General features: G+C 46.3%; 14 protein-coding genes and 1 pseudogene. 10 read left to right on the top strand and 5 right to left on the bottom strand.

What is annotated here, in order from left to right; translation table 11 throughout:
- Nucleotides 1-22: 22 nt before the first annotated feature.
- Nucleotides 23-796 carry a peroxide stress protein YaaA gene (gene yaaA / locus DPF93_RS16540; RefSeq protein ID WP_114767219.1) on the top strand — a complete coding sequence of 258 codons (774 nt, stop codon included), beginning with the start codon at nucleotides 23-25 and terminating at the stop codon, nucleotides 794-796.
- 22 nt (nucleotides 797-818) lie between these two features.
- Nucleotides 819-959, top strand: a complete 141-nt coding sequence (locus DPF93_RS21350; protein ID WP_164675385.1) for a DUF5363 family protein — start codon at nucleotides 819-821, stop codon at nucleotides 957-959.
- A 63-nt stretch (nucleotides 960-1,022) separates the two neighbouring features.
- On the opposite strand, the gene DPF93_RS16545 is transcribed toward DPF93_RS21350, so the two are convergent.
- The 4 genes from DPF93_RS16545 to DPF93_RS16560 form a co-directional block, all read right to left on the bottom strand.
- Complete coding sequence (locus tag DPF93_RS16545; protein WP_075651266.1) at nucleotides 1,023-1,988, bottom strand: ABC transporter permease; 966 nt, start codon at nucleotides 1,986-1,988, stop codon at nucleotides 1,023-1,025.
- A gap of 2 nt (nucleotides 1,989-1,990) precedes the next feature.
- Nucleotides 1,991-3,115, bottom strand: coding sequence for an ABC transporter permease (locus DPF93_RS16550; RefSeq protein ID WP_114767220.1), 1,125 nt, complete (start codon nucleotides 3,113-3,115; stop codon nucleotides 1,991-1,993).
- Nucleotides 3,112-4,674 carry an ABC transporter ATP-binding protein gene (locus tag DPF93_RS16555; protein ID WP_114767221.1) on the bottom strand — a complete coding sequence of 521 codons (1,563 nt, stop codon included), beginning with the start codon at nucleotides 4,672-4,674 and terminating at the stop codon, nucleotides 3,112-3,114. The genes DPF93_RS16550 and DPF93_RS16555 overlap by 4 nt, the downstream gene beginning before the upstream one ends.
- 111 nt (nucleotides 4,675-4,785) lie before the next feature.
- Nucleotides 4,786-5,781, bottom strand: coding sequence for a BMP family lipoprotein (locus tag DPF93_RS16560; RefSeq protein ID WP_244204748.1), 996 nt, complete (start codon nucleotides 5,779-5,781; stop codon nucleotides 4,786-4,788).
- Between the two features lie 323 nt (nucleotides 5,782-6,104).
- Between DPF93_RS16560 and DPF93_RS16565 the strand changes: the two genes are divergently transcribed.
- From DPF93_RS16565 to deoD, 6 genes are all read left to right on the top strand, one after another.
- Complete coding sequence (locus tag DPF93_RS16565) at nucleotides 6,105-6,875, top strand: TatD family hydrolase (RefSeq protein WP_164675386.1); 771 nt, start codon at nucleotides 6,105-6,107, stop codon at nucleotides 6,873-6,875.
- A gap of 207 nt (nucleotides 6,876-7,082) precedes the next feature.
- Entirely contained in the window at nucleotides 7,083-8,366 is a 1,284-nt protein-coding gene (locus DPF93_RS16570) for a NupC/NupG family nucleoside CNT transporter (RefSeq protein WP_114767224.1), read from the top strand.
- 525 nt (nucleotides 8,367-8,891) lie between these two features.
- Complete coding sequence (deoC, locus tag DPF93_RS16575; RefSeq protein ID WP_114767225.1) at nucleotides 8,892-9,671, top strand: deoxyribose-phosphate aldolase; 780 nt, start codon at nucleotides 8,892-8,894, stop codon at nucleotides 9,669-9,671.
- A gap of 112 nt (nucleotides 9,672-9,783) precedes the next feature.
- A complete protein-coding gene (gene deoA, locus DPF93_RS16580) occupies nucleotides 9,784-11,112 on the top strand; it encodes a thymidine phosphorylase (RefSeq protein ID WP_114767226.1) in 1,329 nt (442 codons plus the stop codon).
- A 57-nt stretch (nucleotides 11,113-11,169) separates the two neighbouring features.
- A complete protein-coding gene (locus tag DPF93_RS16585) occupies nucleotides 11,170-12,390 on the top strand; it encodes a phosphopentomutase (RefSeq protein WP_114767227.1) in 1,221 nt (406 codons plus the stop codon).
- 107 nt (nucleotides 12,391-12,497) lie between these two features.
- Nucleotides 12,498-13,217 (top strand): purine-nucleoside phosphorylase, encoded by a 720-nt coding sequence (gene deoD / locus DPF93_RS16590; RefSeq protein ID WP_075651285.1) that lies wholly within the window; start codon nucleotides 12,498-12,500, stop codon nucleotides 13,215-13,217.
- A 362-nt stretch (nucleotides 13,218-13,579) separates the two neighbouring features.
- Here the strand turns inward: deoD and DPF93_RS16595 are convergent, their stop codons facing one another.
- Entirely contained in the window at nucleotides 13,580-14,185 is a 606-nt protein-coding gene (locus DPF93_RS16595; RefSeq protein WP_114767228.1) for a YtjB family periplasmic protein, read from the bottom strand.
- Between the two features lie 152 nt (nucleotides 14,186-14,337).
- Here DPF93_RS16595 and serB point away from each other — a divergent pair, with 152 nt between their 5' ends.
- Complete coding sequence (serB, locus tag DPF93_RS16600) at nucleotides 14,338-15,318, top strand: phosphoserine phosphatase (protein ID WP_114767229.1); 981 nt, start codon at nucleotides 14,338-14,340, stop codon at nucleotides 15,316-15,318.
- Between the two features lie 132 nt (nucleotides 15,319-15,450).
- Nucleotides 15,451-15,610, top strand: a pseudogene (locus DPF93_RS16605) (IS3 family transposase); the annotation flags it as partial.

A 15,610-nucleotide genomic window follows, 5' to 3' on the forward strand; every position in this document is an offset into this window, starting at 1 on the left:
TTAATAAGGATAGAGTAAAGTCATGCTGATAGTTGTTTCTCCTGCTAAGACGCTCGATTACGAGTCGCCTCTTGCCACTGAAAAGTTTACCCAACCTGAGTTGGTGGAATACTCCAAACAGTTAATCGATGTATGTCGTCAGCTAACGCCAGCCGATGTGTCGAGTCTAATGAAGGTGAGTGACAAGATTGCCGACCTTAACGTCGGTCGTTTTCAAGAGTGGAGCGAAACCTTTACCACCGAGAACGCGCGCCAAGCGATTCTAGCCTTTAAGGGTGACGTCTATACTGGTCTTGAGGCTGAAACCCTATCTGAAGCCGATTTTGACTACGCACAGCAGCATCTACGTATGCTTTCGGGTCTATATGGCCTACTAAAGCCATTGGATTTAATGCAGCCTTACCGCTTGGAGATGGGCACTAAGCTTGCCAATGATAAGGGCAGTAACCTCTATCAGTTTTGGGGTAATATGATCACCGATAAACTCAATCAAGCGATTGCAGAGCAAGGTGATAATGTACTGATCAATCTTGCCTCAAACGAATACTTTAAAGCGGTAAAACCAAAAGCGTTGGACGCTCAAGTGATCACGCCAATCTTTAAAGATTGCAAAAATGGTCAATACAAAGTGATCAGTTTCTACGCTAAAAAAGCACGTGGCATGATGGCGCGTTATATTATTGAAAATCGCATTAGTAGCGTGGCGGACTTAACTCAATTTGACGTGGCGGGTTACTACTTTGTCGAAGAAGAGTCGACGCCAACCGAGCTAGTATTTAAGCGCGAAGAACAGTAACGCAATTCTAGCGGGAGGGTTTATGTGGCAATGGTTAAAACGCTGGGTCGCTAAGTATGATGCTTGGTGTCAGTCGATGGGGTTAACCCCTGAACAAAAGCGCAGTTGTGTGCCATATCGCAGTGATCCGCCAAAAGAATCGTCAGATAAAGCGAAGTCTTAATGAAATCTAAAAAGCAAAGGGAGTGCTAAGCACTCCCTTTCTTATTTGGCGTTAGTGAGTTAACTACTCACGTTCTTTGCTATACGGTACGCCAATCGCTTTTGGTGCGATAGCTTTACCAATAAAGCCTGCCAGTAGGAATACGGTCAGTACATATGGCATTGCTTCGATGGCTTGTACTGGGATTGGGAAGTCACCAATGGTTACCCCTTGCATACGAATCGCCAGCGCGTCTAGGAAGCCAAACAGCAAACATGCAGCCATTGCGGTAAATGGACGCCACTTACCGAAGATAAGCGCGGCTAGCGCCATATAGCCCTTACCCGCACTCATGTTCGGAATGAACTGAGCTGTTTGCGCGACCGATAGGTAGACACCACCAATCCCCACCAACACGCCACAGATGAGTACGGCACTATAGCGCATTCTTGCCACAGAAATACCCGCCGTATCGACCGCCGATGGCGATTCACCTACCGCGCGCAGACGCAGACCGAAACGGGTTTTGAACATCAAATACCAAGTGGCGGGTACGATAGCGATCAATAGATACACCAGCATCGAGTGACCACTAATCAGCTCAGAGTAAAGCAGCCCAATCACAGGCACATCGGCAAGGGCATCGGCACCAGGTAGTGTGATAGGCGCAAAGCGCGCATCCCCAGATAGCGCTGGCGTTTGACCGCCTTGGTTAAACCAGTGACGACCGAGAGTGATGGTTAAGCCTGTGGCGAGGATGTTGATTGCCATACCACTGACCACTTGATCGCCGCGGTGGGTGATTGAAGCAAAGCCGTGTAATAAAGAGAGCAGTACTGAAATACCAATCCCCCCAAACAGACCAAGCCAAGCGGACCCCGTTACGTGAGCGACTGCCGCACCTGTAAAGGCTGCCGCCAGAAGCTTACCCTCAAGGGCGATGTTTACAATTCCCGCACGTTCACAGAACATACCCGCAAGGGCTGCAAGGATCAGCGGCGTTGCCACGCGTAGTGTCGCGTCCAACATTAAGATTACAGTTTCAAACATACTTAGGCTCCTTGCTCCGTTGGTTGCTGATGTTTCTTAGCAGCAAACTTAAGGTATGCACGCTCTAAGTGAGGTCTGAACATGTGCTCTAAGGCGCCAGAGAAGAGGATCACCAGACCTTGTAGTACCACAACGATGTTACGGTCAACACCATACTCAAAGCTAAGCTCTGCGCCGCCTTGGTAGAGGAAACCAAACAACAAACTTGCCAGCAGGACACCAATTGGGTGGTTACGTCCCATTAGCGCTACCGCGATACCAGTAAAGCCAAAGCCTTCGACAAAGTTAAGCTTGATTTGGTGCAGCTCACCTTGCAGTACGTTAAGACCAAAGAAGCCAGCTAACATGCCCGAAATGATCATAGTCAGTACGATCACTTTGACATACTTGATGCCCGCATAGCCCGCAGCGGTTGGATTCGCACCGACGGCACGGATCTCATAGCCCCAACGTGAGTTCCACATTAATAGCCAGACAAATACACAGCAGAGTAGGGCGAAGATAAAGCTTAAGTTGAGTGGGCTTGGTGCTGTCTCAATGCCAAATACCGCTAAGATTTCATGCATCTTCGGTAGCCAACTGCTTACCGCAAACACGCGACTTTCGGTCGCCATGGTGTTATCTGGTTTCAGGATATCCACCAGTAGATAAGCCATTAGCGATGAGGCAATGAAGTTGAACATGATGGTGGTAATTACGATGTGCGAGCCACGCTTTGCTTGCAGGTAAGCAGGGATAAACGCCCATGCTGCACCAAATGCGCCGCCGACGATAATCGCCACTGGGAACACCACCCACCATGGCGCAAATTCGCCCAGAGTAAGACAGATAAGCCCTATACCTAGACCACCGATATACGCTTGACCTTCACCACCGATGTTGAAAAGACCAGCATGGAAAGCCACGGCAACCGCCAGACCGGTAAACACAAAGCCCGTGGCGTAGTACAAGGTATAGCCAAGACCTTCCGCGTAGCCAAAGGCTCCAGTCCACATTACTTTTGCCGCATCAATCGGGTTAATGTCGATATAGATAAACAGCAAAGCAGAAACAAGAAACGCGACTAACACGTTAATGGCGGGTAGTAACGCCATGGTTACCCAAGCGGGTACTTTCGCTTGACTCATGATTGCGCTCCTTGCGTCTCTGGGTGTTTAAGGTGATCCGGCAAAATGTTTGCCATCATCAGACCTAAAGTTTTCTCATCGGCTTGCTCGGCAGAGACTTCACCGACAATGGTGCCATCAAAGACCACTAAAATACGGTCGGCAAGCGCTAAGATTTCATCCAATTCTACTGAGACCAGTAAAACGGCTTTGTTGGCATCACGAGCGGCAATCACTTGCTGGTGGATGTATTCAATTGCACCGATATCGACGCCACGAGTTGGCTGACCGATAAGGATCACATCTGGGTCTTGCTCCATTTCACGCGCAATTACCAATTTTTGCTGGTTACCACCAGAGAAGTTAGCGGTTTTCAGTGATGGGTCATTTGGGCGCACGTCCCACTTGTCCATACTGGTTTGGCAGGCGTGTTCAATCGCTTTTTTATCTTGTAAAAAGCCTTGGTTATATTGCTCTAGGTGCTGATGACCAAGAATAAAGGCTTCTTTGGCTGAGAACTTATTGATCAAGCCTTGCTTGTGGCGATCTTCTGGAATATGGCTGACGCCAATGCCTCGCACTTGCTGCGGATCTAAGGTGTGATCTGCCGTAATATCGTGCCCATTAAGGTTAATGCTGCCAGAGGCTGGCTGGATGATCCCTGAGAGTAGGCTTAAGATCTCTGATTGACCATTGCCAGAGACCCCCGCAATACCTACCACTTCACCCTGACGTACTGAGAAGTTAACTTTCTTGACTCGCTCTACACCTGATTGGTCAAAGTACTGCAGATCTTTTACTGTGATCAGTTCCTTTTGCGGCTGAGCAGGTTCTTTGTCGACTTTAAGGCGAACTTTGCGTCCCACCATCAATTCAGCCAACTGCTCTTTATCTGTGTTTGCCGTCACCACGTGCGATACCATCGCGCCTTGGCGCATTACCGAAATGTTGTCGGTGATTGCCAGCACTTCACGCAGTTTGTGCGTGATAATCATGATTGTGGTGCCTTGCTCACGCAGTTTATCGAGAATGCGGAATAAGTGATCGGCTTCTTGCGGCGTCAATACGCCAGTTGGTTCATCTAAGATCAGGATCTTAGCGTCGCGGTATAAGGCTTTGAGAATTTCAACGCGTTGCTGCAAGCCTACCGGTAGTTGACCGACAGGGGTATCGAGCGGTACATCCAGCCCGTAGTCTTTTGCCAGAGCTTCGAGTTTTTTGCGCGCCTTTGATAGGGTGTCTTCCAGCTTCCAGCCTTCTTCCGCCCCCAGAATAATGTTTTCTAGTACGGTAAATGTATCCACCAACATAAAGTGTTGGTGCACCATACCTATCCCTGCACGAATAGCATCTTGAGAGTTATTTGGTTTATATGGAGCGCCATTAACTGACATGGTGCCAGAATCAGCGTGATAGAAGCCGTAAATAATACTCATCAGAGTCGATTTACCCGCGCCGTTTTCCCCGATAATGCCGTGGATAGTGCCTGCTGGGACTTTTAAATCGATTTCACGGTTTGCATGTACTGAGCCAAATCGCTTATCGATACGATTTAGTTCTATCGCAATAGTTTGTGTCACAGGATAAAGCCTTTTTAGATAACAACACGCCGCTACTACGTCAGCAGCGGCGTTTACCGTATTGCTAGACCAGCACTGTGGCAGTGCTGGTTTTATGCGTTACAGATAGTATTAGATGTCACATGAGTTGTTAGACATGTAGTCATGAACTGCAACTTTGCCGCTGATGATGTCTGCTTGGATTTGTTCCAAGTAAGCGCGATCTTCAGCTGAAACAAGGTCTTTGTTGTTGTCATCGTATGCCCACTCAACCGCACCTTCTTTAAGACCCAGAACTTTCACGCCCGGAGTCCAAGTGCCTTTCTCGGCTTGATCCCATGAGTTGTAAGCGGCAACGCCTACTTTCTTAACCATTGACGTCAGCATGGTGCCTGGTTGTAAGTGGTTTTGGTTTGAGTCAACACCGATAGCGAATTTACCCGCATCTTTTGCTGCTTGGTAAACGCCCATACCAGTGCCGCCCGCTGCTGCGTAGATAACGTCAACACCTTTAGAGAATTGAGATTTAGCAAGCTCAGAACCTTTTGCTGGGTCAGCAAACGCTGCTGGCGTAGAACCTGTCATGTTCAAGAAAGTTTCTACGCTTGGGTTTGCGTATTTAGCACCTTGACGGTAGCCACACTCGAACTTACGGATCAGTGGAATATCCATACCACCAACGAAGCCAACTTTGCCTGTTGCAGACGCTTTAGCAGCTAGCGCACCAACTAGGAAAGAGCCTTCGTGCTCTTTAAATACGATAGATTGTACGTTTGGCTTATCAACCACAGAATCGATGATAGTGAATTGGATATCAGGGTATTCTGTTGCTACTTTTTCAACAGCTGAAGACATGTTGAAACCCACTGCCACGATTGGCGTAAAGCCGCGGCTTGCTAGACGGCGTAGACCTTGCTCACGTTGCGCTTCGTTTTGTGGTTCGAATTCACGAACGGTCACACCTTTGTCGGCATTGAATACTTTCACGCCATTTTGATAAACCGCTTCGTTGAATGATTTATCAAATTTACCAGCAGTGTCATAAACTACGGCTGGTTTTGCTGCGAAAGCACTGAATGATGACATAGCAAGCGCTAGAGTAGAGAGTTTCAGAATTGGATTTTTCACTATCAGATCCTTAGTAGTGCAAATGCGATATGAAAGTAGCTGCTCTCTGTTTTCACCTTTTGTTAACAAAAGTGAAATCAATGTTTCGCTACATAGAGTAAATTTCAGCATTGGAATGACTAAAATGCTGGTCCGAGCGATTTACACATCCGACCATTAACTAGTCATTTTATCGTTTGCTTGATTTATTTAAAACCAGTGAAGAATAGTAAAGTGTGATGTATATCAATAGAAAACGTTATCGTCATATATCTATTGATCATAATTGTGATGTACGCATTTGTTATCTAAATGAGAGTATTTTGTGCCAAGGAAAATTAACCATGAGCTTGTTTGATACTCACTGCCATTTAGACTTGATGGTAGATAAAGGCGTTAACCTTGAGGCTGCTTTACAAGCGGCCAAACACGCTGGTGTTGAGCGAATATTGGTGCCCGCAGTGGATGAATCGAATTGGGATCGCATCGCCCAATACGCCGAGCTCTACTCGATGGTGGAGTGGGCGATAGGCATTCATCCAATGTTTGTTACCGAGCAAAGCCTTGAGCAAATAAACCACATGCGACTTCGTCTGGAATCTAATTTGAGTTGTATTGCCATTGGGGAGTGCGGACTGGATTTTTACCATGGACGAGAGCATCAAGCATTGCAAACCACCGTTTTAATTGAACAGCTTAAGCTTGCGCAGCAATACAACTTGCCAGTCTTACTGCATGTTAGAAAAGCGCATCAAGAGCTGCTTAAGGTGCTTAAACAGTACCCCTTACCTCGTGGCGCAATTGTGCACGGTTTTACGGGCAGTTATGAGCAAGGAATGGAATATATCAAGCTTGGTTTGCATCTTGGGATTGGTGGCTCGATTACCTACCCAAGAGCCAATAAAACGCGCATGGCATTCGCTCGCTTTCCTTTAGAAAGCTTAGTTTTTGAAACCGATGCACCAGATATGCCACTTAGTGGACATCAAGGTGAAGCAAATCAGCCCAAATTTGCCAAAGATGTTCTATCTTCTTTTATATTGCTCCGAAATGAGTCCGAGCAAACGATTAGCAAAATAGCAGCAAAAACGACCAAAGAAATGTTTAATTATTGAGTGTTTAATGTTGATTTTATATGAATGCACTCATTTAAACGGTTGCGTTTTGTGATTGGTGTCTCAATTGTTAATGTATAGTTCGTGTTGTGTGGTAAAAAGTGCGAGGTGGGTACTACTTTTACTTGGTTCGATAAGTATAATCGCCTCCGCTTTTGAGCTCCACTTTGTAACACGCCAACAAATAACATAAGGAAGTCATAAACTATGAGCCTGTTTATGAGCCTAGTCGGTATGGTAGTGCTTCTTGCTATTGCATTTGCATTTTCATCTAACCGCAAAGCTATCAACTTAAGAACAGTGGGTGGCGCATTCGCTATCCAATTCGTACTTGGTGCATTTGTTCTTTACGTACCTTGGGGTCGCGACCTTCTAAACGGTTTCTCTCAAGGTGTATCTAACGTTATCAACTACGGTAACGATGGTATCTCTTTCCTATTCGGTGGTCTTGTTTCTGACAAGATGTTCGAAGTATTTGGTGGCGGCGGCTTCATCTTCGCATTCCGTGTACTTCCAACACTGATCTTCTTCTCAGCACTAATTTCAGTACTGTACTACCTAGGCATCATGCAATGGGTTATTAAAATCCTTGGTGGTGGTCTACAAAAGGCACTAGGTACATCTCGCGCTGAATCAATGTCTGCAGCAGCTAACATTTTCGTAGGTCAAACTGAAGCGCCACTAGTTGTGCGTCCATTTGTTCCTAAGATGACGCAATCTGAGCTATTTGCAGTAATGTGTGGTGGTCTAGCATCAGTAGCTGGTGGTGTACTAGCTGGTTACGCATCTATGGGCGTGCCTCTAGAGTACCTAGTAGCAGCATCATTCATGGCGGCACCTGGTGGTCTACTATTCGCTAAGATCCTTCACCCAGAAACCGATCAGCCTGAAGAAGATATTCAAGCAGCAATGGACGGTGGTGACGACAAACCAACTAACGTTATCGACGCAGCAGCGGGCGGCGCGGCATCAGGTCTACAACTAGCACTAAACGTAGGTGCAATGCTTATCGCATTCGTAGGTCTAATCGCACTAGTGAACGGTATGCTAGGTGGTATTGGTGGTTGGTTCGGTATGCCTGAACTGACGCTAGAGCTAATCCTAGGTTACGCATTCTCTCCACTAGCATTCCTAATCGGTGTGCCTTGGGATGAAGCGATTGTTGCGGGTTCATTTATCGGTCAAAAACTGGTTATCAACGAATTCGTAGCGTACCTAAACTTCACACCATACATTGGTGAAACAGCTCAAGTTGTAGCTGAAACGGGTCAAGTAATGTCTGATAAGACAGTTGCTATCATCTCGTTCGCTCTATGTGGCTTCGCTAACCTATCGTCTATCGCAATCCTACTAGGTGGTCTAGGTAGCTTGGCTCCTAACCGTCGTGGCGATATCGCACGTATGGGTATGAAAGCAGTTCTTGCTGGTACATTATCTAACCTAATGGCAGCAACAATTGCAGGCTTCTGTCTAAGCCTTGCTGCTCTATAATTAAGAGTCAGTTTAATATAGACGCCACTTGAAATTATGCCCTGTAGCACTCATATGCTGCGGGGCATTTTTTGTTTTTGCTTAGAGTAACTTTTCCTTTCACAAGGCTTGTGAATAAAGGTGAGTACTCGGTAAAAGATTTTTGAGATACAAACCGTTTGCGCTCTATTTGCCACTACAGTTTTGCGCGGATTCTTTATATGGTTAGATTCGTTGATAGAATTTGGATTGAATTACGTTCAAATCAGCAATGAATTCTCACCACCGGATAAATGATTTATCCGGCAGCGCATATAGCGCAAGCCAAGGGCGACGTTATATGATATTAGAGACACCGCAATCATAGATTGTTGTGCCATAGGCCAAACTGGTACTGTGCGGTGACAAGGATAGCAATTGGGGCAAATTCGCTGTTTGCCACCGAGTCTTCAAGGAACCAAGTCCGTTCATCAATAACTGCTTTCTCTGCCTATACTCAGAGAGCGGAGAAACAGTCACATTTTTGAATATTGATCGGAGATAGAAATGAGCGATTTAAAAGCAGCAGCGTTACGTGCACTTCAACTAATGGACCTAACGACGCTAAATGACGACGACACAGATGCGAAAGTAATTTCACTTTGTCATGATGCTAAGACAGCAGTAGGCAACACAGCTGCAATCTGTATTTACCCTCGCTTTATTCCTATTGCTAAGAAGACACTTCGTGAACAAGGTACGCCAGACGTACGTATCGCAACAGTAACTAACTTCCCTCACGGTAACGATGATATCGAAATCGCAGTAGCGGAAACAAAAGCTGCAGTTGCATACGGTGCAGATGAAGTAGACGTAGTATTCCCTTACCGTGCGCTAATCGCAGGTAACGAAGAAGTAGGCTTTGAGCTAGTTAAGCAATGTAAAGCAGCGTGTGGTGACAGCGTTCTACTTAAAGTAATCATCGAAACAGGTGAGCTTAAAGAAGAAGCGCTAATCAAGAAAGCATCACAAATCTGTATCGAAGCAGGTGCTGACTTCATTAAAACTTCAACTGGTAAAGTGCCAGTGAATGCAACACCAGAATACGCGCGCATGATGCTAGAAGTGATTCGTGACATGAACGTAGCTGAGACTGTTGGTTTCAAACCTGCGGGTGGTGTACGTACTGCAGAAGATGCGCAAGCATACCTAGCAATGGCTGACGAAATCCTAGGTGATAACTGGGTTGATGCTCGTCACTACCGTTTTGGTGCATCAAGCCTACTGACTAACCTTCTTAATACATTAGAAGTGACAGACGAGAAAGCTGACCCAACAGCATATTAATATCTTCACCATAGGTGAAAATTTAGTCTGTTTGATGAAGTGGTGCTAGCCACCACTTCAATCTCTACCTCTTTACCTTACAACCTTACTCATGCGAGTACGGGAGGACCTAATGTATTTACCACAAGAGATCATTCGTAAAAAGCGTGATGGCGAAGTGCTAACCGCTGACGAAATTAACTTCTTTATCCAAGGCGTTGCCAACAACACCGTTTCTGAAGGTCAAATCGCAGCGTTTGCGATGACGATTTTCTTCAATGAGATGACTATGGATGAGCGAATTGCACTGACTTGTGCGATGCGTGATTCTGGCATGGTTATCGATTGGAGCCACATGAACTTTGGTGGTCCAATTGTTGATAAACACTCAACCGGTGGTGTGGGCGATGTGACTTCACTGATGCTTGGCCCTATGGTGGCAGCATGTGGTGGCTTTGTACCAATGATTTCTGGACGTGGTCTAGGACACACAGGCGGCACGCTGGATAAGCTTGAGTCGATCCCCGGCTACAACATTACTCCGACTAACGAAGTGTTTGGTCAGGTAACAAAAGATGCAGGTGTCGCGATTATCGGTCAAACCGGCGATCTTGCACCAGCGGACAAACGTGTATACGCAACGCGTGATATTACAGCCACAGTAGACAACATCTCTCTCATTACTGCGTCAATTCTATCGAAGAAACTGGCGGCAGGTCTTGAGTCTCTTGTGATGGATGTAAAAGTAGGTTCTGGCGCATTTATGCCAACTTATGAAGCATCTGAAGAACTCGCGAAGTCTATTGTTGCGGTAGCAAATGGTGCTGGCACTAAAACCACGGCAATTCTAACTGACATGAACCAAGTGTTGGCTTCCTCAGCGGGTAACGCAGTAGAAGTACGTGAAGCGGTACGTTTCCTAACCGGTGAGTACCGCAACCCGCGTCTACTTGAAGTGACGTTGGCATCGTGCGCGGAAATGCTAGTACTTGGTAAGCTTGCTGACAATACAGAACAAGCCAATGCCAAGCTGATGGAAGTATTAGACAACGGTAAAGCGGCTGAGTGCTTCGGTAAAATGGTCGCAGGTCTTGGCGGTCCTGCAGATTTTGTTGAAAATTACGACAACTACCTAGAAAAAGCACCAATTATCAAGCCAGTATTTGCTGAGCAAACCGGTGTGGTTTCGGCGATGGATACTCGTGCGATTGGCATGGCTGTGGTTTCTATGGGTGGCGGTCGCCGCGTTGCGACAGATGCGATTGATTACGCAGTTGGTTTCGATGGCTTTATTCGTTTGGGTGAAGTTGCCGATGAGAATAAACCACTAGCGATTATCCATGCTCGCAGTGAAGAGCAGTGGCAAGATGCTGCAAACGCACTACGTAAAGCAATGACGATTGGTGGTGAGTACACCCCAACGCCAAATGTGTACTGCCAAATCCGCGCAGAAGACGTTTAATATCAACAAGGCCTGCTTTCACAATATCGATTCCTAAGTGGGCCTGAGGAATAAGCAATGAAAAGAGCATTTATTTTAGTCCTAGACTCATTTGGTATCGGTGCAACGGCTGATGCTGACAAGTTCGGTGATGTGGGTTCAGATACGCTAGGTCACATTGCGGAGCAATGTGATAAAGGTTTGGCTGATAACGACCAACGCAGTGGCATGTTGCAGCTACCAAACCTATCTAAGCTTGGTTTGGCAATGGCGCACAAAGAGTCAACTGGTAGCTTTGCACCTGGTTTAGATGCGGATGCAGAGATCATCGGCGCTTACGGTCATGCAGCAGAGCTATCTTCGGGTAAAGATACTCCGTCTGGTCACTGGGAAATTGCAGGCGTGCCAGTACTGTTTGAATGGGGTTACTTCACTGACAAAGCGAACAGCTTCCCGAAAGAGTTAACCGATCGCATTCTTGCTCGCGCGGGTCTAGATGATTTCCTTGGCAACTGCCATGCATCAGGCACACAAGTACTGGATGATCTTGGTGAAGAACACATGAAAACTGGCTTGCCAATTTTCTACACTTCAGCAGACTCAGTTTTCCAAATTGCTTGTCACGAAGAGACGTTTGGTCTTGAGCGCCTATTAGAGCTTTGCCAAATTGCGCGTGAAGAGCTAGCGGATTACAACATTGGTCGTGTTATTGCACGTCCATTTATTGGTCCTGGTAAAGGTCAGTTTGAGCGTACTGGTAACCGTCGCGATCTTTCTGTTGAGCCGCCGGCTGCGACTGTGTTGCAAAAGCTAGCAGAAGAGAAGCAAGGTGAAGTGATATCAATTGGTAAGATTGCTGATATCTACGCAAACTGTGGCATCACCAAGAAAGTGAAGGCAACTGGTATTCCTGCACTGTTTGAAGCAACGCTTGAGCAGATCAAAGCGGCAGGTGACAATACCATAGTATTCACTAACTTTGTTGATTTTGACTCAGCATACGGTCACCGTCGTGATGTTGCGGGCTACGCAGCAGCACTGGAATACTTCGACGGTCGCATCAACGAAGTACTAGAATTGATGCAAGAAGATGACATCTTGATCCTAACCGCTGACCATGGTTGTGACCCAACGTGGCAAGGTACTGACCATACTCGTGAGCACATCCCAGTGTTGGTTTACGGTCAAAAGATCCCTGCGGGCTCATTAGGTCGTCGTGAATCATTTGCTGATATTGGTCAGACTTTAGCAGAATATTTTGCTACGTCACCAATGGATTACGGTAAGAGCTTCTTGTAAATTAGACACTCAAGCATAGATAGATGCTTGAGTCAGAGTAAACTGAATATTATTGGCGTCAATGCCGTTCATTTGGCGCCTTCTTCTATATTGAAAAGGAAAATACGATGGCAACTCCACATATTAATGCTGAAATGGGTGCATTTGCAGATGTAGTACTAATGCCGGGTGACCCGCTACGTGCTAAATACATTGCAGAAACATTCCTAGAAGACGTAGTTCAAGTATGTGATGTTCGTAACATGTTCGGTTACACAGGCACTTACAAAGGTCGTAAGATCTCTGTAATGGGTCATGGTATGGGTATTCCTTCATGCTCAATCTACGTGACTGAGCTAATCAAAGACTTCGGTGTGAAGAAAGTGATTCGCGTGGGCAGCTGTGGTGCTGTAAACGAAGACATCAAAGTACGCGACGTTGTGATCGGTATGGGTGCTTGTACTGACTCTAAAGTAAACCGTATCCGTTTCAAAGGTCATGACTTTGCTGCTATCGCGGATTACAAAATGGTTCGCGCAGCAGAAGAAGCAGCGAAAGCTCGTGGTATCGATGTAAAAGTAGGTAACCTATTCTCAGCTGAGCTTTTCTACACACCAGATCCAGAAATGTTCGACGTAATGGACAAGTACGGCATCGTGGGTGTTGAAATGGAAGCAGCTGGTATCTACGGCGTTGCTGCAGAATACGGCGCGAAAGCACTGACTATCTGTACTGTTTCTGACCACATCAAAACAGGTGAGCAAACCACTTCTGAAGAGCGTCAAAACACGTTCAACGAGATGATGCTTATCGCGCTAGATTCAGTTCTACTAGGCGACGAAGAGTAATCGAGCGAAGCTCTAGGAACGCGATGCTTACGGAGCTTGGAACGTTTCACTTTACGGAACACTGAGCTACGGATAAGCAAAACTGCATAAGAATTATAAGGGTTGGCTTAAGTGCCAGCCCTTTTTTATGCGTATACGTTTTTTCACCTGTCATTGTTGATATAAATAGCGTTGCTAAAAGTTGTCATTCTCGAGAGCGCAGCGAGTCGGGAATCTTACTTTTGTTTATGCATGGTATTGAATGACAAGCGGATAGCGCTATGCTTTCCCGCATCCCGCATCCCGCATCCCGCATCCCGCATCCCGCATCCGTAGCGTCAGCGTTCCCAAATGAAAAAAAACCGGCTTGCGCCGGTTTCTATCTAATTCATATCTTTCAGTAGCAAGTTCTCGCCTTTGCTTTTTGGCTTGCGGCGAATAATAAACGCCAGCAAGAAACCAGCGATAAAACTTACCCCTACCATTGAGTACATGTAGCGATCGCTTTTACGATAGTAGTGATCAGAAAACGCGGTAAGTTTGCCTGTCTCAAAGGTCATACGGATAAAGCCGACAATCACGTTGTCGTGCATGATTGGCTCAACCAATTGTTGGCGACCAATACGCGCTGTTTCTAACGGCGTGTCTAAACCGAGGATTTCTCGTACTGACTTGGCTTGATCGCTTGAAGCTAAGCGAATGCCTTCAGCGTCATAAATAGTGGCGTCAAAAACCAATTTGTCTTCAGCAAGCTGATTGGTCAGATTAAGCAGTCGTTCTTGGTCAGCATCAGCGATCATCGCGCCAGCTGAGAGTGAGGCTTGCGAGATCAAAACCTTAGTTAACGTTTCCAACTGATTGGTCTGGATCTGTTCGTTACCTTTAGTGATTTTGACGCTGTTCACCGCAATCATGGCACCGCCAGCTAGCAAGAAAAGAATGGCTAGCACCCGCATTGCCATGCGAAATGAAAACAAGGAAGAGTCCATAAGTTACCTGCTAAACTTCACTACACTCTGCTTTGATGGTAGTGATAATTGGGCAAAAATCTATATTTATCGAGTACAGTGCGCATATTGAGACTTGCGCAACCAAATTGCAATAGGGTAACTTGGAAGCAACGTTAATAGGAATGCTTTACATGGATATGTTGAAAAAATTGACGGTTAAACGTCATACCACACTATTGAACCGCTTACCGGAAGTGCAATCATCGACCAACTTTGACCGCTCTAAAGCGGGTTGGATTGTTTTTGGCGAGTACTTAAGCGCAAAACAATTTGAAGATATCGACTTCTTTACCGGCGAGTACAACGCGATTGTTGATGTTTGGAAAGTTGGCGCGTATGAAGTCGCCTTAATGGCCGGTGAACTGACGGTTGAATTAGAAAAGATCCTGCAAGCACTTGAGCTTGATTATGCTTCGCTGCGTGAGTTTCCTGAACTGACCAAACCGGGTCTTATCGTGTTTGATATGGACTCAACGGCGATTCAAATTGAGTGCATCGACGAGATTGCTAAACTTGCTGGCGTGGGCGAAGAAGTAGCTGAAGTCACTGAGCGTGCGATGCAAGGTGAGTTGGATTTCGAGCAGAGCTTGCGCCAACGGGTTGGCAAATTGGCCGGTGCTGACGAGTCGATTCTTGAGCAAGTTAGGCAGTCGCTGCCTTTAATGCCAGATTTCCCAGAACTGATTGCCACACTGCAACAGTTTGGCTGGAAAACCGCTATCGCTTCGGGCGGCTTCACTTACTTTTCAGATCACCTCAAGCAACTGGTCAATCTCGATTTTGCTCAATCAAACCAGCTAGAAATTGTTGATGGTAAGTTGACTGGTAAGGTACTTGGCGAAGTGGTGAGTGCGCAAACTAAAGCCGAGATTTTAGTGCAACTGGCAGAGCAGTATGATGTAGAGCTGCATAATACGGTTGCGGTTGGCGATGGCGCCAATGACTTAGTGATGATGAGTGCAGCGGGTTTAGGGATTGCTTATCATGCCAAGCCTAAAGTAGAGCAGCAGGCGCAGACCGCGATACGCTATATTGGTTTGGGTGGGGTGCTGTGTATTTTGTCGGCGCAATTGCTCAAGCAGCAGAAAGTGAGCTTTAAGCCGCTACCGTAAGAAAGAAAAAGCAGTAACTAGACGAAAAGTCGTAATCAGAAAAAAGCGAGCACGGGTTGCTCGCTTTTTCTTTTGACTATGACCCGTCCTAAATAAGGTTGACACAACCCAATCAGAAAATTGGAGAGTGTTATGAAATCAGCAGCTAGACGAACCCAACGTGACTATTCACTCGCTTTTAAATTGGATGTCGTTGACCAAGTTGAAAGAGGTGAACTGACTTATAAACAGGCTCAAGAGAAGTACGGCATACAAGGTTGTTCTACAGTATTAGTGTGGCTCCGAAAACACG

Source organism: Vibrio rhodolitus, from assembly GCF_003350325.1.
Lineage (GTDB): Bacteria > Pseudomonadota > Gammaproteobacteria > Enterobacterales > Vibrionaceae > Vibrio > Vibrio rhodolitus.